This window comes from Providencia sp. R33, assembly GCF_019343475.1.
GTDB lineage: Bacteria > Pseudomonadota > Gammaproteobacteria > Enterobacterales > Enterobacteriaceae > Providencia.
The window spans coordinates 2,798,768-2,821,631 of sequence record NZ_CP072453.1; the positions used below are offsets into that span (position 1 = coordinate 2,798,768).

Consider the following 22,864-nt stretch of genomic DNA (forward strand, 5'->3'; position numbering starts at 1 on the left):
TTCGATGAGTTTAATGTATTAATTCAAAAATTATCTAAACAGAGGTATGACCCCTTGTGTTTGGCGGCTTTGTTCACAAATTGGCGTAATAGCGACAGGCAACTGGTAAAGCTGTGCAAGGTTTTCTTCGGTTAACGTTTGTTGTGAATTGCCAAATAAATAGTGCCCCTCGTTAAACAATAACAACGAGTGATCAGCGATATGCAGCGCATGCTGCGGGTAATGGCTGGTAAATAACACGGTGATTTCCCGTTGTTGAGCTAAATTCTGCAGTACGCTGAGTACGTTGTCTTGGTTGGCTAAGTCGAGTGCAGAGGTCGGTTCATCAAGCACTAAAATTTGCGGCTCACTTGCTAATGCTCTGGCAATCATGACCATTTGCTTCTCGCCACCACTGAGTCGGTTAAAGGGTTGATCAGCAAAACGATTTAAACCTAAGTAATCCAAACATTGCGCCACAATTTGCTGGTCTTTTTTACTGGGAGAAGCATACCAAGGCAGATGGCGAATACGCCCTAAGCTCACCATCGTACGAACAGAATAGTGAAACAGCGAGCCACTAAGCTGTGGCACATAAGCCACAGGGGCATTTAACGAGACTTGTCCTTTTGACCCTTTTTGTAACCCCAGCAATAACCGTAATAAGGTAGTTTTCCCTCTCCCATTAGGTCCTAAAATAGCGCCGATGCTGCCTTTCGGTTGCCTGAAACTTAAGTCAGTGAATAACTGGCGCTGGCCGATTGAAAAATTAAGCTGTTCTACATGGATCATAAGTCAGCCACCTTTTTATTCAGCGTGTGAATTAGAAGCGTAAAAATAGGTGCGCCAATCAATGCAGTGATAACACTGAGAGGGATTTCTGCATTCGTGATACTGCGCGCAAAGGTATCAACAGCAATCATATAAATTCCACCAATCACGGCGCTGGCAGGGAGTAAAATGCGGTGATCATGCCCGACAACAATACGCGCAATATGTGGCACAATTAACCCGACCCAACCAATCGTGCCTGATACCGCCACCGTGGCGCTGGTAATCAATGTGACGCTAAGCAACACCGCCCAACGTGTCCGATTAATTTTCATCCCTAGCGCCTGCGCATTTTCCTCCCCTAGAGACAACACATTGATGCGAAAACGTAAGGCAAAAATCACCAATACCGAGGCTAAAACAACAGGAAAAACAATGGATAGCTTTAAATAGGATGCGCTGGCAAAACTGCCCATCAACCAAAATACAATGGTTTGCAGTGTATTATTTGGATCAGCAAAATAGGTAATCAACGAAATCAGGGCAGCAAAAAAGGCATTAATAATCACCCCAGCGAGGATCAGCATCAGCAACTGGCTTCCTTGACGATTCAATCCCAGTAGGAAAACAAAAATAATCGCGACTAGCCCACCAATAAAAGCAAATGAGATAGTTATTAGTAATGACGAAAATAATAAAATGGCTAAGGCGCCACCCAATGCAGCACCGGAGGAAACACCTATAATTTGTGGCCCCACTAATGGGTTACGGAAAATCCCTTGCAACGCAGCTCCTGATACAGCAAGTCCAGCGCCAGCAATCCCCGCAATTAACACGCGTGGCAAACGTACGTTCAGCACCACATTTTGTTCGGTACGACTATAGCTCAGCCCCACGTCATTCCCGACCGTCGCATCATAGAGAATATGAAATACTGAAGAAAACGAGACAGGATAGCGCCCGAAACTTAGCGCCAATAGCAGCGTAAACAATAAGCCAACAGTGAAGATTACCCAAAGCAGGCTCGACTTATGCATTCGGTTTCCCCATTAATTGCAGGTAATGCTGGCTATTTTTGTTCAGTTCAATTTGCAATATGCCATCAATTTCCGCTTCCGTGACGTCATACCCATAAAGCTGTTGGTAACGCTGGTGAATTTCTTCTCGCAAAGGAATATTGCTAGTTTCTGGATGAAATACCATGGATAACCATTGCCAATATAATGGCGTTTCTTGGTTGGGCGCATCCCAAATAAACCCACCAATGGGCAACTTGTATACTCGTTGATTTTTAACCGCAGCAACATCACTCAGCATGGGATTACGGTACACATCCGCAGGGGCTAAACCCTCTTCGAAATTACCCAGTAAAATAATATCGGGATCCCACAGTAAGATTTGCTCAATATTTAGCGTTCTTGGCCCAGTTAAATCACGATTTAAGCTCAGCCCACCAGCTAATGCAAAATCCGCATTATTGTGTGATGTCGAACCAAATGTTTGAATACTTTGATTAAAGTGAGAAAGGTAAAGGACTTTAGGTTGCTCTGATTCAGGGATTTTTGCCGTCGTGACAGAAAGAGCCTCCACCACCTGTTGGCGCCATTGGATCATCTGACTGGCTTTTTCATTATGGCCCAATGTTTTTCCCATCAAGCGGATCCACTCTTGCGTATAGCTTTCCTGCCCATAGCCAAGTGTTGCAACGGTTAGCCCTGCATCACGCATTGGAGAAATAATGTCATCACCACGATGCCCCCATTGCCACACTAGATCAGGCTCAACATTCAGCAATGCTTCAATATTAGGGGTGAAATTATTCCCTACAACATTGGAATTAACCTGCAACACAGAGGGGAACATTTTTCCGAGCATCCCTTCCCTCGCGGCAACTTTCGCAAAAGGGTGCATCCCCACAAGTTTTTCACTACTTTCATCCATGCCCACAAGCATGGAGGCCGCTGGGATTGGGATCACCACAATACGTTTAGCGGGAGCGGAAAGGTGAATGTCATCACCCGACATATCCGTAAAATCAACCGCTTGAGATGCACTCACATTCGCTGTCATCCCCAAAGTACACACTGCAGCAGCAATTTTAAAAACATTATTTATCATAGGGTTATTTAAGTCTCCACCAATAACTTAATTGATAATGTGTATGATTATCATTTATACTCAAGCTATTCTAAGGTGCCCGAAGAGGATGACCTATGACATTTGTCAAAAACGTTTTTCCCTACACTCAATCTATCGACGCGCTAAAGCAGTGCCCATTATTTGTGGGCATTGAAGAAAAAAACTTGGCGTTATTACTTGAAAATTGTGGTTATATTCAATTTAAAAGTGGTGAAATAGTAAACCATGAGGGTGACCCTTTTAAGCACTGTCCCTTAATGATTAACGGTCAAATGGAGGTGTATCGCCATACTTATTTAGGTGAAGAGAAAATTTTTGGTTTGTTTGCAGAAGGTGAAATTGTCGCCATTGCCGCGGTATTTATGCCTCATAACCGTTATCCAATGAGCTTACGAGCAAAAACAGAGGGTGATGCATTGCTCCTTGATAAACGAGATATATTGCGCCTTTGTCACGCTTGTCCACAGATTATGGAAAAATTACTCATGCGCTTTAGTGCTAAGCTGTATGAAAACATTAACCACATCGATTGGCTGACATCAAGTTCCGCAGAGCAACGGCTTGCCGCTTATATTATTGATTTAAAAAACAAACAACTTACCTCTAATATTATTTTGCCATTATCCCGCGGGCAGTTAGCCGCAAAATTGGGGATGCGTTATGAAACCTTGAGCCGATTAGTTTCAGGTTGGCGTCAAAAAGGGTTTATTAACATCGAAAAAGACACTGTGCATATTTATAACGAAAATTATCTGACCCAACTTTCTATTTCTGCACAGCGCCCCTTTTAGCCCTAGGGGCTGTTTATCTTTGATAGTCAATTTTTATTCGAATTAAAGCCATTTTAGGCAAGGCGAGAGGTTCGCCGCCTAGTCAACTAGGCAAGCGCCTCTTAACGCAGCATTAAATGAGTGAAACGCGCTTTAATCGAACCCGTAGGGCAGCATTTAAGTACTAATCTTAACTCAAATAATAAGCCAGCTTGATTGACACATTTATCTATTTTTGAATTGTTTTTTGACCTATTTTAGCTGTAAAAATCAGTAGCAAAGATAAACAGCCCCTCGTACATTACCGTTAAATAATACGCCAATTATTGATTAGAAGTTAAAGGTCACTCCCCCGTTCACATTAAAGCCCATACCGGGGAATAATGTACTGTCTTTGGCGGTTACGGTTTGGTTAGCCACTGACGTCGTTGCATAACGTTCATCCGTTAAGTTATCCATCGATAAATATACTGACCATTGGTCTGTCGGTTTATAACTGCCTTTTACCCCTAATACGGCATAATGTTTACGTTTTTGAATATCAAGGTTATTTTGGTGATCAACGGCCATATCCGTTGGAGCCCAATGAATATTGGGCCCGAAGCTCCAATCTCCTAGTTCATACAGCACCTCAGCCGCCACAATGTTACGTGGAATACCAGCGATGTAATTCCCCTTGTACTCACCGCCCATAAAGCGAAAATCATTGTATGTCCAAGAAACACGATAATTTACATCCCCAGACCCCGCACTAATTCGCCCTGCAAGCCCAGCTTCTAACCCTTGATGGCGAGTTTTTGCACCATAATTAAAGACCCCAACGACGGTGCCTGCACTATCATACGTCGTGATGTATTCATCTTTAATTTGACTGCGATATAGCGCAAGGTTCCATTTAAGTCCCTCAGTCACTTCACCTTCCCCGCCAATTTCATAGGTAATGGCTTTTTGCGGGGAAAGTTTGGTGAGTTTGCCATCACTTGAATTGATAATTTCCCAAAACGTAGCGGGTTCTTCGCTTGAGCTGATATTGGCAAAATAACGTTGGCTTTCTGTTGGCCGCCAAATAACCCCTGCTTTCGGTGTCCAAAACGTCCAATTTTGATCTAATGATAGGGAGCTTTGACGTTTTTCCACATCACGACGTGCGTGAGTCGCTTTCACATCAAAGTTCACAGTGACGGTTGGTGTGACATGCAGGTCAACGCCCACGCTGCCATACACGTTCTCAGCTCGCCCATCATATTTACCGATTTTTTTCTTATCTGCGGGCGTGCCTTTGCGGTTTTGCATTAATTCTGTTTGCAATGTCATTTGATCCCACGCCACTGCGGTGCGATAGGTCACAGGCTCGGTTTCAATGTTATAAGTCAGCTGTAATCCTTCACTGTGGCTGCGGCTAAAGCGGTAGTATGCGGGCGTCGTGAAATTATCATGAGTGCGAATATGCCATAGCCCTGCACCAATCGCTTGGTTGCCAACCTGCCAATCAGAGCGGTTTGCGACACGAAATTGCTCCACATTGCGGTGCGGGTCGCGTAGCCATACCATTGGATAAACATCCGTTGGGTTATTGTTCAATACCTCTTCAGAGACTGGCCCCGCGACATCAAAACGTAAATCGGTCCAATTTAACCAAGTACGATTTTCAAAATTATCTGTGACATAGCCGAAATTGCTACGCAATGTTTTCCGTTGAGAAGCCGAATGTTTGCGGTAACCATCAAAATGGTCATAGGTGAAATTTACCCGCCCATCAAATACCCCGTCATCAGAAACGCCACCGAACGCAGTTTGTAACCCTTCACGGCCATGGGAGCCATACTCATAGCGCAACCGCCCTTGTTCATTTCGCCCTGTATAAGACAACACATCGAGCTCACCACCGAGACTGTTACTTTGTGGATTCAAGCTATTTGCCCCACGCCGAACGCTTACCATTCGTGCATCGCGCATTTCTAAGGTACTAATATGAAAGCTGCCATCGGCATCCGTTGCGGGCAAGCCATCTTGCAATAATAAAACCCCTCGCGCTAATGGCGCACTCTGCACCCCAGACCCCCGAATATTTAGACGAGGTTGGTCAATCCCCCCAAAAAAGTTTTGGATAACCAGCCCTGGTTGGTAATCCAGTGCATCTTGTAATGTGGCAAGGCGCGTATCTTTTTCAATCACAACTAAGTTCGTACCACCCGCCACTTTTTCGAGTTTTTCTTTTTCTTGTTGCTCCGTCGGTGTTAAACGGCTCTGCCCTGACGCTGAGGTGACAACCAGTGTATCGTGCGCCGTTGATTCAGGCGCAGCTACAGCAAGCGTTAAAGGCCCTAATCCCAAAATCAGTGTGATGCAATGAGCCAATTTATGCCGTTTTAGTGGATAAGACATATATTCACCTTATTAATAGTAATGGTTATCATTTTCATTTGAACGTATAAAATAGGTGAAAAAAAACTGTTTCCCTATGACATTTGTCAAAAACTAAAATAAATTGAGTTTCATTCAAAATATAAATATCAAATTATATTAAATTCAATACAATTATTAATATTGCTATCGTTTTTATTTCTCTTTTAAATATCATTTCAATTTTGAAAATTCTATTAATTATAGAATAAACATTTAATAAACCATTTAATAAAAAGAGAAACCATGAATATTAAAATTTTTAAATTTATAGATACAAATAACAATGGAATATTCATTGAATTTAATAATAAACAAAAAAAATCATTAGGAATTAATTTAATTTTAAATGATGAAATAATAGAAAAAGTAACGACCACCAATGAAAATCATTTATTTTTCATCGATAAATCAGGAAGCTATCGAGTTGAAATCAATCAGGAGTTGGAGAGCACAGCGAACATTCAATCAAAAGAAGTTTATTTCCACATTAATGAAGATGAAAAAAAATACGAAATAAAACCTGCAGTTAAAACAAAAACTATCAATCGAAAAATAACGGGGATATCTCACTACTTTTTAGATGTGAAAATCAAAAAAAACCATCAAGACCAAATAAAACAAGATTTAGCTTTTTATTCAGAACTCCCCAACTTAACGTTAAAACATAGCGCTATTCATGATGTGTTAAACCACTATGATTATTTTACTTTCCATGGTGAAAGCCACTTCGATACTTTAGTGGAACTCGCAGAGCAAATAGAACGTCTTGATTATGTCGATTATTGTAGCGTCAGCCCGGATACTACAGGGTACATAGCCCCAAAATTGCCTTTAAACCCTGAGCCCGTTAATGAGATTGAAATCAGTACAGCTAACGACTTTATCACTCCTGATTTTACGGTGATGCAAACTTACCTTGATGCACCAAAAGGGATGAACATCCGTGATGCTTGGGCGAAAAATATTAATGGCTCATCAGCCGTCGTTCGTCACTTAGATTTTGGTGTCTACCGCAACCATGAGGATTTAATCAACTCAAATATCGTTGTCGTCAATAGCCGCCCAGAAAGTGAAGATTGCAACCACGGTACGGCATCAACAGGTTGTATCGTAGCAACTCACAATGAATTTGGTGTGACTGGTATTGCCCATAGCTGCCAGTTTTATTTCTATGACACTGGCGACCTTGATTTGCTCACTGAGCATGCTCAGCCCGGGGATATTGTCAGCCTAGATATACAATTTGATTTTGGTGGAAAATTAGTTCCTGCTACCGCAGTACGTGGCTGGTGGGAACGTATAAAAATCATGGTTGATAAAGGTGCAACCGTGATCCTAGCAGCAGGAAATGGCGGGTTAGATTTAAGCAAGCCAGATGTGATGGAAGATTTCGGTGATAGCGGCAGTATTTTAGTGGGTGCTTGTAATTACCAAAGTGGGACTCGTGCGTATTTCTCAAACTATAACAGAGAGATAGCCTTTATTAACTCATGGGGAGATTGGAGCGTTACCACGACGGGTTATGGTTCTTTACAAAAATTACCAGGGGATAACCGCAATTATTCACGTGATTATTCAGGCACATCAAGCGCAACGCCGTTATGTTCTGGTGCATTAGCGTTAATTCAAGATTACGCAAAAAAACAAGGGGCGATTTTATCTCCGTGGCAAATGCGCACAGTAACTCGTGCATCAAATTATACTGAGGGTGTGCCATACGGTATTGGTTATCGCCCAAATGTCGATTATTTGTTGGATGTCGTTGATAGCATCATCCGTAAGTCAGACTTACCCAAAAGTGCATAATATTCATGTTCTCAAGCCGTCACCTATCATGTGACGGTATTTCCCCCTTCAAGGGTTAAGACTGACGTGCATACCTTTTCAAGCAACGCCTTGTTATGACTAAAAATAATCATTCCTAAAGGGCGTTCTTCTGAAAGTTGAATTAACAACTGCCAAATTTCTTTTTGTAAGTGCGCATCTAATTGCGCAGTCACTTCATCGGCAATTAAAATTTGTGTTCGCGGGTCAAGAGCCCGTAATAATGCAATCCGTGCTAGCTCCCCCCCTGATAACTCATTAGGCCGCCGCTCTAACCATTGTGGTTTGATGGAAAAACGCTCAAGCCAGTCTGCGTCAGGTTGCCATGCATCACGTAAACTCGCCCCTACTGTACGATACGGGTTAAAACTTTTTTCTGGGTGCTGAGGGACCAACTGGATTGGGCAATAACCTTGCTTAAAAAGTGGCTTTCCAGCAAATAAAATCGAACCGCCAGAAGGTGCTTGCCACTGTGCTAAAACACGACCCAGCGTTGTTTTACCGAAACCGCTTGGCGCAGAAATACCAAGGCGTTCATTGGGTGCAAGGGAAAAACTAAAGTTCTGCCAAAGGGCTTTCCCCCCTTGATCAATGCTCAGGTTTTTAACCGTTAAAATGGGTTCAATATCCATCATTTCATTGCCATAAATTGATGTTCTGGCAGCGCATTCCACAAGGATTGTAGCCATTTCCCCCCACCGCCTTGTTTTAAGGTTTGGCTACTTAACACATCCTCTAGCGCCCCATTGCGTAGCAACGCAATACGGTCAGCAAAACGCACTGCCATGGACAAATCATGGGTCACCCATAAAATGCCTCGCCCATCACGGCAAAGGGACTTCATATTTTCAAGCAATTGCAACGCATGTTCATCATCCAACCAAGACGAAATTTCATCTGCGAGGATAAATTGTGCACGGGACAACGTTGCACTGCTTGCCAATACCCGTTTAGCCATCCCTCCGGATAACTGGCTTGGGTAGCTATTCACCAAACTTTCTTGCAAGTTATATTGCTGAAGATGGCGTGCCACATCGTGCATTTTAATGTGTTGACCACTCAGTACTGCCGCCCGTTCAAGTTGGGGGCCAATTTGAATCAAGGGATTCAGTGCGCTAACGCCTTGAGGAATATAGCACAAGGAATTACCACGGTGCTGAGGCTTGTTTTTCTCCGTCAATGCGCTTCCATTCAAACTGATGTTGCCTTGGCAACGCATATTATCCGGTAGTAGGCCAAGAACGCTTTGTAATAACAGGCTTTTCCCTTCACCGCTTCCACCAACCAGTGCCACCATTTCCCCCGGTTGAATATCGAGGGTAATATCTTGCAGTAATGGCGACCATTGCTTACGGCCTAACCAGCGAAATTTTGCGACATCGATAGTCAGCTTATCTAAGCTCAACATGTTGCCCCCTTCAGCCATAGCTGCGCCGCGGCTTTTGCAAACTGGTCAAATAACAACACTAACCCCATCAAAGCAACTCCGGGAAATACCACCAGCCACCACGCCCCTGTACTGAGATAACGTAATGCATCTGACAATAAAATACCCAGCGAAGGTTCATGGGGTGATAACCCAAAGCCAAGGAAACTCAGTGCCGCACTATGAAGTACCGCATGTGGGAACATCAACAACGTGCCGACCATCCATTGTGGTAAGATCATCGGTAAATAATGGTAACGCCAACGGTAAACTGCGCTATTGCCAATGCGTTGGGATAGCATGATATAATCCGCTTGCTTCACTCGCAGTAACTCGGAACGTAAAATCAGGGTAAGCTTAGGCCAGTGCGTAAGGGCAACTGCCCAAATCACGCCCATTTTTCCACCGCCCAAAGTAAAGCAAATCAGCACTAGCAACAAAAGATGCGGCAATGCTAATAATGCATCAATCACACCACGCACCGCGTAATCCATCACCTTACTCACAGAAGACAATCCAGCCATCACCAAGGCAATAAACCCACTTGATACCGCCGCAATCAAACCAATTTGTAAGCTGGTCGCGACACCTTGGAATGTTCTTTCGAAGAGGTCACGGCCTAAATTGTCTGTACCGAATAAGTGTGCCCAAGAAGGGGATAACCGCCTATCCAACAGGTTCATTTCAATGTCGGTTGACGACAACCACACGGCATAACTCGCTAAAATAACCAATAAAGTTAGCGAAATAATTAATTTAAATAGCGCTCGATTTGGGTTGTAGGTCATGCGTCTCTCATCACTCCCTTGTTCACTTTTTTCAATAAGATATCGGCAACCGTATTACTGAAAAAAATCAAAGTGGCACACAACATTACAATCCCCATCAACAAAGGGATATCGCCTCGCAAACCTGCATCGATGGTCGCTTGCCCCAACCCCGGATACGCAAACACTTTCTCTGCAAGAAGCGCCCCACTGAGTAACTCCCCCACGGAAGCGAACTGCAAGCAAATTGCAGGGGTGATAGCATGTTTAAGCACATGAAAACCTATCATTGACCAACCTTTATCCCCTTGCGCTTGAGCGTAATGAATAAACTCGCTGTTCATCACTTCCATCACTTTTGCTCGGGTATGCAGAGCAATATTCCCCACACCCAGCATTCCTAATGCAATTACAGGCAAAACAAGGTGATGGAGTTTTTGGCCAAATGTCGCCGTTTCTTCATCTAAGCCAATGGGCCATGCGCAGCAAATCGGCGCCCACTGCAATGACACAGCAAACAACGAAAGTAGCAGTAACCCCACCCAAAACACAGGGATAGACGCTAAAAGGTAGCTGAGCATTGAAATCAGTTTATCTGGCCAGCGATTAAGATATCGCCCCGCCACTAAACCTAAAGCAAAACCAACGATACCTGAAAAAAGCCAAGCGCAGATAAGCAACGCTAACGAGGGAATAAGGCGATCCGCTATCACTTGCACAACGGGGGTGTTGTACAACATGGAATAGCCCATATCCCCTTGTAACATTTGAGAAAACCAGCGCCAAAATTGCACCCATAGCGGCTGGTCAAGCCCCCAACGAGCTGCAATTAAAGCATATTGCTCGGGGGGGACATGCAATAAATCATTACCAATGTAGGCTTTTATTGGGTCGATAGGCGAATAACTTAGCAGGATAAAGATACCCGCCGCCGTCACGGTCAATAAACAGATAAAACGCAATAAAAGCCCGAGAGTGGTTCGCATTACTGGCAAGTCCATGCCCATTCATCAACGTTATTTAACACTGACCAAGAACCATGAATTTCAGGCGCACTGGTACCTAAATCCACGCAATTATTCAGTAAATAAATATGTTGTAAGTTCATCAACCAAGCCCAAGCAGCATCACCTTTAATGCCCACACCCGTTGTGCCATTCCAGTCCACTTTTTGCCATAATGGAATAGCCGCATTTTGGTCTGGCTGGCGCAGTGCTTCTTCGATTAACTCATCAACCGCCGCATTTTTATAGTAACCAGGGTTATAGAAACCGACACCTGCAGCTTTACTACCGTAGTTATGAACGATTTCCATTGGGTCTAAGCTGCCCCAACCAAACAAGGTTGGGTTGGCGTGCATATTGCGTTCAACGGTTTCCCAACTGCCTGATTTTAAATCCATCTCAATGCCTATAGGTTTTAAACTTGAGCGGATAGCTTGGGCTAAATCACGGCGCGTGGTGTCACCGCTGGCATACCAGAGCGTCAGTTTTGCCACTTTCCCTTCTTTTTCACGCAAGCCATCTTTATTCAGCTTCCAACCCGCCTCTTCTAAGATGGCTTTGGCTTTTTCCGTGTCACCATCTTTAAAGGCTGAATCAGGGCTATTCCACGGTAACCCTGCCACACCGGTATAAGCAGGAACAGCAAAACCTTCGAGGACAGACTCAGACAATAATTTACGGTCGAAGGCGTAGTTAATCGCCTTACGCACCGCAACATCGGAGGTAATATCATTCCCGACAGGATTACCCTGCGCATCTTTTCCACCTGCGGGTGGAATTGGGAACGAAATACCGCGGTTTTCCACGCTATAACGCTCTACCAGTTTCATATTTTTGACATTATTGGCATTGGCAGCCACCGCAGCGGGAATACGGACAATTTCCAGTTGGTTACTTTGTGCCGCAGCAAATGCCGCATCTTCATCAAGGAAGACGAAAACCATTTTGTTGAAATCATTTTTTGGCCCAGCGTAATACGGGTTTTGCTCAACAATTAATTGCTGCCCCGGCTGGAAAGCTACTAAGCGGTATGGGCCCGCACCAATTGGGTTATGTGCATAAGTTTTTGCATCGTATTTATCGGCGCAGACAATCCCAAGGGAGCCTAATACATTGATAAAAGTACTTTGCGGGGAAGATAAGGTAATTTTGACGGTTAATGGGTCAATTTCCTCTGCTTTTGCAAAATTGCCCATGTCCACTTTGCCTCCACTCGCGGCGGCATTATTGTAGGTGAATACCACATCTTTTGCGGTTAATGGTGAACCATCTGAAAATTTTAAGCCTTTTTTTAGCGTTAATGTCCACTCTTTCCCATCGGCATTGTGTTGGTAGTTTTCCAGCATATAGCTGTGCCATGAAAGGTCGGCTTTTTGTTTGAGTAATGGGCTATGTAACAGAAGGTAGCTGCCGTGACTCCATCCTAACATCGGGTCAAAACCTTCGGTCGGTTCTGCGCCAATGGCTAAACGTAATGTTTGTGAATGTGCAGGTTCTGCGGCGTGTGATGGTAGCGTCAGCCCCATTAAACACATAGCCGCAACGATATTTTTAATCATACATCCCTCGATAGTTTGGTTTTATTTTTATCACTAAATAAAAATGAAACATCATCAGGCAGTTAATGATATGGGTGACCATTAATTGCCGCTATAGGTGAGATATTCACTGTGCGTAGAGTAGCAATGTTTAGTTATATTAAATTTTAAACCACGCTTTCTACGTTCTATATCAATAGAACTTCTAATTTAATGAATAATTCGCAAAAACTCTGCCTATCTTTGATTTACCTTAATAAATCAAAACGTAAATTTTACGCTTCCACGTCTTTATCAAATTCAATGGGCGCGGAATTTAACGATAAATCGGTAATAAAAGACGAGTCATTAGACTGCCTTGATTGCAACCGAAATTGCGATGGTGTCATGGCGTATTTTTTCTTAAAGACATCGCAAAAATAGGCATTACTACCAAACCCACAACGATGACTAATTTGAAATACAGAATAATTTGAGAAAGTTAAATAATTTAGCGCCATGCCCATTCGCACATCCAATAATAATTGGCGGAATGATACCCCTTCTCGATTAAGGTGCCTGCGCAACGTCGATGGAGTGGTGAATAATGCCTTCGCCACATCCTCTAAATGCCATTTTTTCTGCGGCTCTTGAGTTATTAAATGGGTGATAGCTTGGTTTTTCGGCTCATCATAATTAAAGCGAAAAATATTGAGAATATCGACGCCCGCTTGGTATATCGCCAGTAAAATAAAGTACAGGCTTTGCTTCATTAACAACGCTTCTTGGGATTGGCTCTGTTTTTTTAATGGCAAACATTGTTTGAGCAAACTGAAATTATCACTAACCGTTTCAGGGGTGAATACCTGAAAAGCAGGCACATGACTCGTCAACGGTGCGCCTGACTTCATTAAAGTCTTTAATAATAAAAAGACAGATTCTAACTCTGAGTCTGTAATCGACAGTGTATGCAACTCAATCGATTGATTAGAACCGCACTCAATATTACAAGAAACTTGGCTGTATTTTGGAATAATAAATGTCAAATTAGACTGCACATCAATGGATTGGCCATTAATCACCACATTTCCTTTCGCCCCTTGCAGCATGGCTATCATCGCGCTTTCAATATAAAACGCTTTTAACACCATTTGGCTTGATGAAAGAAAATATTTATATTCCATAATCTCAATAAACTTTGGTCAAAGTCAGAAATCACCTGCTAGAAAAAGCAGGTTAATAAGCAGATAGTAATACCGTCATTCGGATAAATAGCAAATAATTACGCTAGTTGATGGCTTCCGCTACCTTGCTAGAATGCGGCTCAAAATATAGTCCTGTTAGGCTAAAATCGCAATATAGAGATCCGCTCATTTTTTACTGTTATTTTACGTATTGTGAGTTTTTCTAAATAAATTGCTATTTAATTGAAAGGTAATTTTCGATATAAGGTGTAAAATCGCGCGGCAGATGAATGCGAGCCTATAACGCATCATTATAGATAATTATTTTTTCGTGTTCATTCACATCCTACCCTACTTGCATTAGCTTATACTGCCTAGAGCCCAACCATTCGGTGAGGGGTATAACTATACATGTTCGCGTATTGTTCATTGCCTGATTTGCAGGAGAAAGTATGTCTGAGTTTTCAGGATCAGGTTGGTTAGCTGAGATTTTTTTACGCTATGAACTCAAACGGGGTGCAACACGCCTGACCGATAAACAACATATCGGCCCTTTAATGGTGCAAAGGCCATTTTACCCCGAGCAAGGGGTTGCCCACACCTATTTACTCCATCCCCCTGGTGGTGTGGTCGGTGGAGATAAGCTCCTGATTAACATTGACGTGCAGCCACACGCTCATTCGCTGCTGACCACCCCGGGTGCGACCAAATTTTATCGCAGCGCAGGTGGTGTTGCCCGTCAAGTACAGAATTTAACCGTTGCCGCTGATGGTTTTTTAGAGTGGCTACCGCAGGAAAATATTTTTTTCCCTGATGCGCAGGTTCGGCTCGAAACCCATATCCACGTCGCCGCGTCATCAAAATTTATCGGTTGGGAAATGCAATGTTTAGGCCGCCCTGTTTTAGGGGAATGGTTTGAAAATGGTGATGTGCGTGGGCGTTTTAATTTTTACATTGACGATACCCTCACGCTGACTGAATCCCTGTTTATCGATGGCACACAAAAACAGTCTGCCGTCATGCGTGAATATCCCATGATGGGGTCGATGTACATTTACCCTGCCAGTGATGAATTAAAAGAAAAAACCCAACAGCATTTAAGTGATTTTTTATCCCCAACGGATAGCCCTATTGAGTATGGATTAACGGATGTAGATGGCATTTTAGTTTTGCGATTATTAGGCACGCAAACTGAGCCAATGATGGCGTGTTTTGCCCATATTTGGCAAACCACGCGGCAGTATTGGCTAGGTTATTGCCCAGAACCTCCCCGTATTTGGGCAACATAAATTTTTCGTTTTAGGAGCAAAAATGGAACTCACCCCAAGAGAAAAAGATAAGTTATTGCTTTTTACCGCAGGCCTTGTCGCTGAGAGGCGCTTAGCCCGTGGGTTAAAACTGAATTACCCTGAAGCCGTTGCCCTAATAAGCTGCGCCATTATGGAAGGCGCGCGTGACGGCAAAACAGTTGCTCAACTGATGAGTGAAGGCAGAACGGTGCTCAGTGCAGACCAAGTCATGGAAGGCGTACCTGAAATGATCAAAGACATTCAAGTGGAATGCACATTCCCTGACGGCACAAAACTTGTGTCCATTCACGACCCAATTGTATAGGTGGCAATATGATCCCCGGTGAAATTAAAGTGAATCAGGCTTTAGGCGACATCGAGCTGAACGCGGGTCGTGAAACCAAAACCATTCAAGTGGCAAATCATGGTGATAGACCGATTCAAGTCGGCTCCCATTACCATTTTTATGAAGTGAATGACTTCCTGAAATTTGAACGAGACGGCACGCTGGGTTTTCGTTTAAACATCCCTGCGGGCATGGCTGTGCGTTTTGAACCTGGTCAAAGCCGCACGGTGGAGCTGGTGGCATTTAGCGGTAAACGAGAAATTTACGGCTTCCATGGCAAAGTCATGGGTAAATTAGAGAGTGAGAAATAACCATGAAAACCATCTCACGACAAGCGTATGCGGATATGTTTGGCCCAACCCAAGGCGACCGTGTGCGTTTAGCGGATACAGAACTGTTTTTAGAAATTGAAAAAGATTTCACCACCTACGGTGAAGAGGTCAAATTTGGTGGCGGTAAAGTCATTCGTGATGGCATGGGGCAAAGCCAAGTCACTAGCGATAAATGTGTCGATGTGCTGATCACCAACGCCATTATTTTAGACCACTGGGGCATTGTTAAAGCGGATATCGGCATCAAAAATGGCCGTATTGCCGGTATTGGTAAAGCGGGTAATCCTGATGTACAGCCGAATGTAGATATCGTGGTTGGCCCGGGTACAGAAGTGGTCGCGGGTGAAGGCAAAATTGTCACCGCAGGTGGCGTCGATACCCACATTCACTTTATTTGCCCGCAGCAAGCCGAAGAAGGTTTGGTTTCTGGTGTCACCACCTTTATTGGTGGCGGAACAGGCCCTGTCGCAGGCACTAACGCCACGACGGTCACTCCGGGGATTTGGAATATGTACCGCATGTTAGAGGCTGTGGACGAGCTGCCAATTAACGTGGGACTATTTGGTAAAGGATGCGTGAGCCAACCTGAAGCCATTCGTGAGCAAGTTACCGCAGGCGCAATTGGCCTAAAAATCCACGAAGACTGGGGCGCAACCCCAATGGCCATCCACAACTGCTTAAATGTCGCCGATGAAATGGACGTGCAAGTAGCCATTCACTCCGACACGTTAAACGAAGGCGGCTTCTACGAAGAAACAGTAAAAGCCATCGGCGGGCGCGTGATCCACGTGTTCCACACAGAAGGTGCAGGGGGTGGCCATGCCCCTGACGTGATCAAATCCGTTGGGGAGCCAAATATTTTACCCGCCTCGACCAACCCAACGATGCCGTACACCATCAATACAGTGGACGAACATCTGGATATGTTGATGGTGTGCCATCACCTTGACCCGTCAATTCCTGAAGATGTGGCGTTTGCTGAGTCACGTATTCGCCGTGAAACCATTGCCGCAGAAGATATTTTGCATGATATGGGCGCTATCTCCGTGATGTCCTCCGATTCCCAAGCCATGGGGCGCGTTGGCGAAGTGATTATGCGCACATGGCAATGTGCCCACAAAATGAAATTGCAGCGCGGCACGATGGAAGGCGATACCCCAGACAGTGACAATAACCGCATTAAGCGCTACGTGGCGAAATACACTATCAACCCTGCATTAGCTCATGGTATCGCCCATGAAGTGGGGTCGATAGAGAAAGGTAAATTAGCCGATATTATCCTGTGGGATCCAGCCTTTTTTGGCATCAAACCCGCGCTTATTATGAAAGGTGGCCTCGTGGCGTATGCGCCAATGGGGGATATCAACGCCGCCATTCCAACGCCGCAACCTGTGCACTACCGCCCAATGTATGGAGCACTCGGTAAAGCGAAGTACCAAACCTCGATGATTTTTATGTCAAAAGCGGGGATTGAGGCGGGCGTGCCCGAAAAACTTGGCTTACAAAGCTTAATTGGCCGTGTTGAGGGCTGTCGCAATATCAGCAAGGCCTCTATGGTACATAACAGCTACGTGCCACACATTGAGTTAGACCCTCAAACCTATATTGTGAAAGCCGATGGCGTACCACTGGTATGTGAGCCAGCCACTGAGTTGCCAATGGCACAACGTTACTTTTTATTCTGACCCCCATTAAGAGCCAGAAAATGAAAAAATTTATTAAAGTCGTTCCACCAGAACAACAGACAGACACTGAATTGTCCCTATGCTTAACCATGGACGAGCGCACTAAAAGCCGCTTAAAAGTCACCTTAAGTGATGGGCAAGATGCGGGGTTATTTTTACCCCGTGGCACCATTTTAAAAGAAGGGGATATTTTAGCGACAGAAGACGGTGAACAGGTCACCATTATCGCAGCAAAAGAGCAAGTTTCCACCGTTTACAGCGATGACCCTCTGCTACTGGCACGGGTTTGCTACCACTTGGGGAACCGCCATGTTCCCCTGCAAATTGAAGCAGGCTGGTGCCGTTATTTTCACGACCATGTTTTAGACGACATGGCGCGTGGATTAGGCGCAACGGTCAACGTGGGTCTGGAAAAATACCAACCTGAGCCAGGGGCTTATGGCGGTTCATCAGGTGGTCATCATCATGACCACGATGATCACCATCACCACCATTAATCAGATTCAGGGAGTGTATTGATGCTAGCGGATTTGCGTTTATACCAATTAGTCAGCCCGTCCTTACCTGTGGGGTCATTTACCTATTCCCAAGGGTTAGAATGGGCGATTGAAAAAGGCTGGGTGACCACACCTGACACCCTTGCCAATTGGCTAACAGCACAAATGACCCACGCAATAGCGACATTGGAACTCCCTGTTCTACGGCAAATTCACGCCAATCTTTCACGCTCTGATTGGCAGCAAGTGACCTATTGGTGTGACTTTATTATTGCTAGCCGCGAGACCAAAGAACTTCGCCAAGAGGAGCGCCAGCGAGGCATTGCCTTTGCCCGCTTGCTCCCACAATTGGCGATTGAACTTGATGCCACGGCATTGGCGTGCGTGAAAAAAACACAATTAATGGCTTTTGCCCTTGCCGCCACGCATTGGGATATTGACGTTGAAAAGCTGTGCACCGCTTACGCGTGGGGCTGGCTGGAAAATACCGTGATGTCTGGCGTGAAATTAATTCCACTGGGTCAAAGTGCGGGGCAACATATTTTGTTTACCCTTGCCGAACGTATCCCTGAGATTGTGGCGCAATCTGCCACATGGTCAGTTGACGATATCGGCAGTTTTACCCCTGCACAAATCATTGCTAGCAGTCGGCATGAAACCCAATACACTCGACTTTTTCGTTCATGAGAAAACATACAATGCAAGAATATAACCAACCCCTGAGAATTGGTGTCGGTGGCCCTGTTGGTTCAGGGAAAACCGCCCTATTAGAAGTGTTATGTAAAGCGATGCGCGATACCTACCAAATTGCCGTCGTGACCAATGATATCTATACCCAAGAAGATGCCAAAATCCTCACCCGCGCTGAAGCGTTAGACGCCGACCGCATTATTGGTGTGGAAACAGGTGGCTGCCCGCACACTGCGATTCGTGAAGATGCCTCCATGAACCTTGCGGCGGTTGAAGAGCTGGCAATGCGCCACAAAAATCTGGATATCGTGTTTGTGGAAAGCGGTGGTGATAACCTGAGCGCCACATTCAGCCCAGAGCTGGCGGACTTAACTATTTATGTTATCGACGTCGCAGAAGGCGAGAAAATTCCACGTAAAGGCGGCCCGGGGATCACCCATTCTGATTTACTGGTGATCAATAAAATTGACCTTGCCCCGTATGTCGGCGCCTCTTTAGAAGTGATGGAAGCAGATACTGCCAGAATGCGCCCCGTGAAACCCTATGTTTTCACTAACTTAAAGAAAAAAGTCGGCTTAGAAACCATTATCGAGTTTATTATCGATAAAGGCATGTTAAGTCGTTAATAAGTTAATTTCCCCTATAGGTTTTAATCTATAGGGGATGACATCAACAAATGCGTGGTAATGGCTCGCTGTGTGGTAAATCCAACAACCTTGAGGTGCCAAAAATTCCGACCAGTTTCACCTGTTTATTGTCTGTCACACTGCCAATCGTGGCGGCATTTTGGCCTAATGGGTGATTGCGTAATGCGGCTAACACTGCGCTTTCCGCTTCGGGTTTTACCACAATCACTAACTTACCTTCATTGGCAAAATTCAGTGGTTCAAGACCGAGCAATTCACATACGCCCCTGACTGCAGAGGCAACGGGTAAGTCCGCCTCGTTGATAGCCATTCCACAGCCGCTTGCCTGCGCAAACTCATGCAAAATCGCCGTCACTCCGCCGCGTGTGGCATCCCGCAATGCACGTACGCCCTCAATATTACGCAGTGGTTCAATTAATGGCGTCAATACCGCACAATCGCTGCTAAGCTGTGCCTCTAAACCAAGCTGCTCGCGCAGGTTTAAGATGGTCGCACCGTGGTCACCTAACGTGCCACTGACAATCACCTTGTCTCCCGCTTGAATTTGCTGAGCGCCCCACTGGATTTCGCTTGGGATAACGCCAATACCTGCCGTGTTGATAAACACTTTGTCCGCAGCACCGCGCTGCACCACTTTGGTATCCCCCGTAACAATCTGTACCCCAGCCGCTGCGGCCGTGGCTGCCATTGATTCGACGATAGTGGCGAGTTCGGCTAACGGAAAGCCTTCTTCTAAAATAAACCCGCAAGACAGATATTTTGGTACGGCACCACTGACGGCGACGTCATTCACCGTACCGCAAACCGCTAATTTACCGATATTTCCACCGGGGAAAAAAATCGGGTCAATCACATAGCTGTCGGTGCTGAATGCAAGACGATCCCCTAACGTGGTGAGTTCCGCCAGCGAAAGTCGCGCTTGGTCTTCGCGTTCATTTAACGCTTGATTGGCAAATGCCTTTAAAAATAACTGTTCGATTAACTGTTGCATAGCTTGCCCACCACTGCCGTGGGCCATCAATACCACATTGTTCGCATCATGACTCATCTATGCCTCCCGACGATATTGATAATAAGCCGCACAAGCCCCTTCCGACGACACCATTAAGGCACCAAAAGCGGTTTGTGGCGTACAGCGCGTGCCAAATAATGGGCATTCATTGGGTTTGCAGCGCCCTGTTAACACATCGCCACACCGTGCCTCTGGGTCATCTGCCACTTGGTGTGGTTGTACCTGAAAACGGCGTTCGGCATCAAAGGATTGGTAAGCGGCGCTGAGCTGCACTCCCGAGCCTGCAATTTCCCCTAAACCACGCCATTCGCTGGTCTCTTTTAGCTCAAACACTTCATCTAATGCCTTGAGTGCTAACATGTTGCCTTGGTCAGCGACAATGCGCTTATATTGATTTTCCACCTCGCAACGTCCCTCTGCTATCTGGCTAACTAGCATGGACAAAGACTGCAAAATATCCAACGGTTCGAACCCTGTCACCACCAGCGGTTTATGAAAATCTTCGGTAATAAACTGGTAAGGGTGCGCCCCAATGACCATGCTCACATGCCCTGGTGCTAAAAAGCCGTCGATACGCACATCTGGCTGCTCTAATAGGCTTTTTAAGGTTGGGATGATGGTGATGTGTTGGCAAAATACGGTAAAATTGTTTAGTTGGCGGCGTTTAGCTTGTTGTAAAGTAATCGCCGTGCTTGGCATGGTGGTTTCAAAGCCCAAGCCAAAGAAAACAATTTGTTTGTCAGGGTGTTGCTCTGCTATCCCGAGGGCATCCAAAGGGGAGTAGACAATCCGCACATCTGCCCCACGGCGTTTTGCATCAATCAAAGAGCCATTTTTGCCGGGGACACGCATCGCATCCCCATAGGTGCAAAAAATCACATTTGGCTGCTCGGCAATTTCAATGCAGCCGTCAATACGCCCCATCGGTAACACACAAACGGGGCAGCCCGGTCCATGAACAAATTCGATTTCTGGTGGTAAAAGTTGGTCGATACCAAATTTAAAAATCGCATGGGTGTGCCCGCCGCACACCTCCATTAACTGCAATGGGCGCTGCTTAGCCCGTGGAATTTCATTCACACGTTGGCGAATATTCGCCAATAATACTTTTGCTAAAGCAGGGTCGCGAAACTCATCGACGTACTGCATCTGTTGCTCCCGCATTTAAGCCACTAAAGTCACCGACCTCATGGTCAAGCTGGCTCATCGCCGCTAAGGCATCTAATGTCGACTGTGCTTCTTCTTCGTTGATGATACTCATGGCAAAGCCCACGTGAACCAGCACCCATTGGCCCAATAATTCGTGGGTTTCTCCCTCACAAATCAGGCCAATGTTAACGTCCCGCTTCACGCCGCAGACATCCACTTGCGCCAGTTGGTGAATATCTTCCCCCACTGCCACGATTTTTCCGGGAATGCCTAAGCACATAGCTGAGTCTCCAGCCATGCGAGCCATGCATCCATGCCATCCCCCTGTGTTGCGGAGACTTTAATCACTTGGATGTTTGGATTGACTTGTTTGGCATTGGCAATGCAAGCGTCCACATCAAAATGCAGGTATGGCAGTAAGTCGATTTTATTGAGCAACATAATGTCTGCAGCAGCAAACATATGCGGGTATTTTAAGGGTTTATCTTCCCCTTCGGTCACGGACAATACAGCCACTTTATGGCGTTCACCTAAATCAAAGCTTGCAGGGCACACTAAGTTCCCCACATTTTCTATGAATAACAAGCTGTTATCATCCAAACCTAAGCGTGAAACCGCATCGTGGATCATCTGCGCATCTAAGTGGCAGCCTTTACCCGTATTCACTTGAATTGCAGGAACCCCCGTTTCACGAATGCGCTGAGCATCGTTGGTGGTTTGTTGGTCGCCCTCTACCACCGCACAATTAATTTTGTCGCGCAGGCGTAGTAAAGTTTCCGTTAATAGGGTGGTTTTCCCAGAGCCCGGGCTGGAAACCAGGTTTAACGCTAAAATATTCTTTTCTGCAAATGCCTCGCGGTTATGTTCCGCTAAGTGATTGTTTTTATCTAAAACGTCCATTTCAATTTGCAGCATACGCTTTTGGCTGATCCCCGGCGCGTGCGTGCCTGCTTCACCCTGCCCGTAATCCAAGTCATGGTGTTCGCCTACCGGTTTGAAGCTATTTTCTGCCATGGCATAAACGTGTTTATGCTTATGTTTGTGTTTCTGTTTTTTGGCTTTGTCACCAACAGGCGTAGGTTCGCATTGGTGATAGTGGTTATGCACATCCCCTTGGTGGTAATAATGGTGATGAATAATGACGGTTTGGCCTTGGTTTTCATGGTCATGATGGTCATGATCGTGGTGGTGATCGTGTCCATGATGATGGTCATGGGCATTTTCATGATCGTGATGATGATGATCATGGCCGTGGTGGTGGTCATGGTCGTGATGATGGTCATGGTGATGATGACTGTGCTCATCCCCTTCGATTCTGCGCTCTCCCGATGCGCATCCACATGTACTACACATAAGTTTCACTCCCAACCGCTAAATAGTTAAATTAGATTAATACATAATCAAAATCGCAAGGTTGATGCACCTCAAAG

At 45.2% G+C, this 22,864-nt stretch carries 23 protein-coding genes; 9 read left to right on the forward strand and 14 right to left on the reverse strand.

The window, feature by feature from the left end:
* Window positions 1-30: 30 nt before the first annotated feature.
* From J6836_RS13110 to J6836_RS13120, 3 genes are read right to left on the reverse strand one after another with little or no spacing between them, the layout of a single operon-like run.
* The gene (locus J6836_RS13110) at window positions 31-771 is read right to left on the reverse strand and encodes an ABC transporter ATP-binding protein (RefSeq protein WP_219244471.1); all 741 of its coding nucleotides are present in this window, start codon (window positions 769-771) and stop codon (window positions 31-33) included.
* Window positions 768-1,787 carry a FecCD family ABC transporter permease gene (locus tag J6836_RS13115; protein ID WP_219244472.1) on the reverse strand — a complete coding sequence of 340 codons (1,020 nt, stop codon included), beginning with the start codon at window positions 1,785-1,787 and terminating at the stop codon, window positions 768-770. The genes J6836_RS13110 and J6836_RS13115 overlap by 4 nt, the downstream gene beginning before the upstream one ends.
* Entirely contained in the window at window positions 1,780-2,868 is a 1,089-nt protein-coding gene (locus tag J6836_RS13120; protein WP_219244473.1) for an ABC transporter substrate-binding protein, read from the reverse strand. Before J6836_RS13120 ends, J6836_RS13115 begins: the two co-directional genes overlap by 8 nt.
* A 95-nt stretch (window positions 2,869-2,963) precedes the next feature.
* Here J6836_RS13120 and J6836_RS13125 point away from each other — a divergent pair, with 95 nt between their 5' ends.
* Complete coding sequence (locus J6836_RS13125) at window positions 2,964-3,680, forward strand: Crp/Fnr family transcriptional regulator (RefSeq protein WP_219244474.1); 717 nt, start codon at window positions 2,964-2,966, stop codon at window positions 3,678-3,680.
* Between the two features lie 309 nt (window positions 3,681-3,989).
* On the opposite strand, the gene J6836_RS13130 is transcribed toward J6836_RS13125, so the two are convergent.
* Window positions 3,990-6,044, reverse strand: a complete 2,055-nt coding sequence (locus J6836_RS13130; RefSeq protein ID WP_219244475.1) for a TonB-dependent receptor family protein — start codon at window positions 6,042-6,044, stop codon at window positions 3,990-3,992.
* Between the two features lie 264 nt (window positions 6,045-6,308).
* Here J6836_RS13130 and J6836_RS13135 point away from each other — a divergent pair, with 264 nt between their 5' ends.
* Window positions 6,309-7,871: a S8 family serine peptidase gene (locus J6836_RS13135; RefSeq protein ID WP_219244476.1), complete on the forward strand. Its 1,563-nt coding sequence runs from the start codon at window positions 6,309-6,311 to the stop codon at window positions 7,869-7,871.
* A gap of 26 nt (window positions 7,872-7,897) precedes the next feature.
* Here the strand turns inward: J6836_RS13135 and J6836_RS13140 are convergent, their stop codons facing one another.
* The 6 genes from J6836_RS13140 to J6836_RS13165 form a co-directional block, all read right to left on the reverse strand.
* Window positions 7,898-8,506 carry an ABC transporter ATP-binding protein gene (locus J6836_RS13140; protein WP_219249506.1) on the reverse strand — a complete coding sequence of 203 codons (609 nt, stop codon included), beginning with the start codon at window positions 8,504-8,506 and terminating at the stop codon, window positions 7,898-7,900.
* A 14-nt stretch (window positions 8,507-8,520) separates the two neighbouring features.
* Window positions 8,521-9,297, reverse strand: a complete 777-nt coding sequence (locus J6836_RS13145; protein WP_219244477.1) for an ATP-binding cassette domain-containing protein — start codon at window positions 9,295-9,297, stop codon at window positions 8,521-8,523.
* Window positions 9,291-10,103: an ABC transporter permease gene (locus J6836_RS13150; RefSeq protein WP_219244478.1), complete on the reverse strand. Its 813-nt coding sequence runs from the start codon at window positions 10,101-10,103 to the stop codon at window positions 9,291-9,293. Before J6836_RS13150 ends, J6836_RS13145 begins: the two co-directional genes overlap by 7 nt.
* Window positions 10,100-11,083, reverse strand: a complete 984-nt coding sequence (locus J6836_RS13155) for an ABC transporter permease (RefSeq protein ID WP_425299564.1) — start codon at window positions 11,081-11,083, stop codon at window positions 10,100-10,102. The genes J6836_RS13150 and J6836_RS13155 overlap by 4 nt, the downstream gene beginning before the upstream one ends.
* Complete coding sequence (locus J6836_RS13160) at window positions 11,068-12,645, reverse strand: ABC transporter substrate-binding protein (RefSeq protein WP_219244480.1); 1,578 nt, start codon at window positions 12,643-12,645, stop codon at window positions 11,068-11,070. Before J6836_RS13160 ends, J6836_RS13155 begins: the two co-directional genes overlap by 16 nt.
* A 254-nt stretch (window positions 12,646-12,899) precedes the next feature.
* Window positions 12,900-13,787 (reverse strand): AraC family transcriptional regulator, encoded by an 888-nt coding sequence (locus J6836_RS13165; protein ID WP_219244481.1) that lies wholly within the window; start codon window positions 13,785-13,787, stop codon window positions 12,900-12,902.
* A gap of 452 nt (window positions 13,788-14,239) precedes the next feature.
* On the opposite strand from J6836_RS13165, the gene J6836_RS13170 reads away from it, so the two are divergent.
* From J6836_RS13170 to ureG, 7 genes are read left to right on the forward strand one after another with little or no spacing between them, the layout of a single operon-like run.
* Window positions 14,240-15,076 (forward strand): urease accessory protein UreD, encoded by an 837-nt coding sequence (locus J6836_RS13170; RefSeq protein WP_219244482.1) that lies wholly within the window; start codon window positions 14,240-14,242, stop codon window positions 15,074-15,076.
* Window positions 15,077-15,098: 22 nt separating this feature from the next.
* On the forward strand, window positions 15,099-15,401 hold the full coding sequence (locus J6836_RS13175; RefSeq protein WP_219244483.1) for an urease subunit gamma: 303 nt from the start codon (window positions 15,099-15,101) through the stop codon (window positions 15,399-15,401).
* Between the two features lie 8 nt (window positions 15,402-15,409).
* Window positions 15,410-15,733, forward strand: coding sequence for an urease subunit beta (locus J6836_RS13180; RefSeq protein WP_219244484.1), 324 nt, complete (start codon window positions 15,410-15,412; stop codon window positions 15,731-15,733).
* Window positions 15,734-15,735: 2 nt separating this feature from the next.
* On the forward strand, window positions 15,736-17,439 hold the full coding sequence (gene ureC, locus J6836_RS13185; RefSeq protein WP_219244485.1) for an urease subunit alpha: 1,704 nt from the start codon (window positions 15,736-15,738) through the stop codon (window positions 17,437-17,439).
* Between the two features lie 20 nt (window positions 17,440-17,459).
* Window positions 17,460-17,936, forward strand: coding sequence for an urease accessory protein UreE (ureE, locus tag J6836_RS13190; RefSeq protein ID WP_219244486.1), 477 nt, complete (start codon window positions 17,460-17,462; stop codon window positions 17,934-17,936).
* Window positions 17,937-17,957: 21 nt separating this feature from the next.
* Window positions 17,958-18,623 (forward strand): urease accessory protein UreF, encoded by a 666-nt coding sequence (locus J6836_RS13195; protein WP_219244487.1) that lies wholly within the window; start codon window positions 17,958-17,960, stop codon window positions 18,621-18,623.
* Window positions 18,624-18,634: 11 nt separating this feature from the next.
* Window positions 18,635-19,252: an urease accessory protein UreG gene (gene ureG, locus J6836_RS13200; protein ID WP_219244488.1), complete on the forward strand. Its 618-nt coding sequence runs from the start codon at window positions 18,635-18,637 to the stop codon at window positions 19,250-19,252.
* A gap of 43 nt (window positions 19,253-19,295) precedes the next feature.
* Here the strand turns inward: ureG and hypE are convergent, their stop codons facing one another.
* Genes hypE through hypB form a run of 4 tightly spaced genes read right to left on the reverse strand, consistent with a single transcriptional unit; the run spans window position 19,296 to window position 22,787 of the window.
* Window positions 19,296-20,321 (reverse strand): hydrogenase expression/formation protein HypE, encoded by a 1,026-nt coding sequence (gene hypE, locus J6836_RS13205; protein WP_219244489.1) that lies wholly within the window; start codon window positions 20,319-20,321, stop codon window positions 19,296-19,298.
* A complete protein-coding gene (hypD, locus tag J6836_RS13210) occupies window positions 20,322-21,434 on the reverse strand; it encodes a hydrogenase formation protein HypD (protein WP_219244490.1) in 1,113 nt (370 codons plus the stop codon). It lies immediately after the preceding gene.
* Window positions 21,418-21,714: a hydrogenase maturation factor HybG gene (gene hybG / locus J6836_RS13215; protein ID WP_219249507.1), complete on the reverse strand. Its 297-nt coding sequence runs from the start codon at window positions 21,712-21,714 to the stop codon at window positions 21,418-21,420. The genes hypD and hybG overlap by 17 nt, the downstream gene beginning before the upstream one ends.
* Window positions 21,705-22,787, reverse strand: a complete 1,083-nt coding sequence (gene hypB / locus J6836_RS13220) for a hydrogenase nickel incorporation protein HypB (protein ID WP_219244491.1) — start codon at window positions 22,785-22,787, stop codon at window positions 21,705-21,707. The genes hybG and hypB overlap by 10 nt, the downstream gene beginning before the upstream one ends.
* Between the last annotated feature and the right edge of the window lie 77 nt (window positions 22,788-22,864).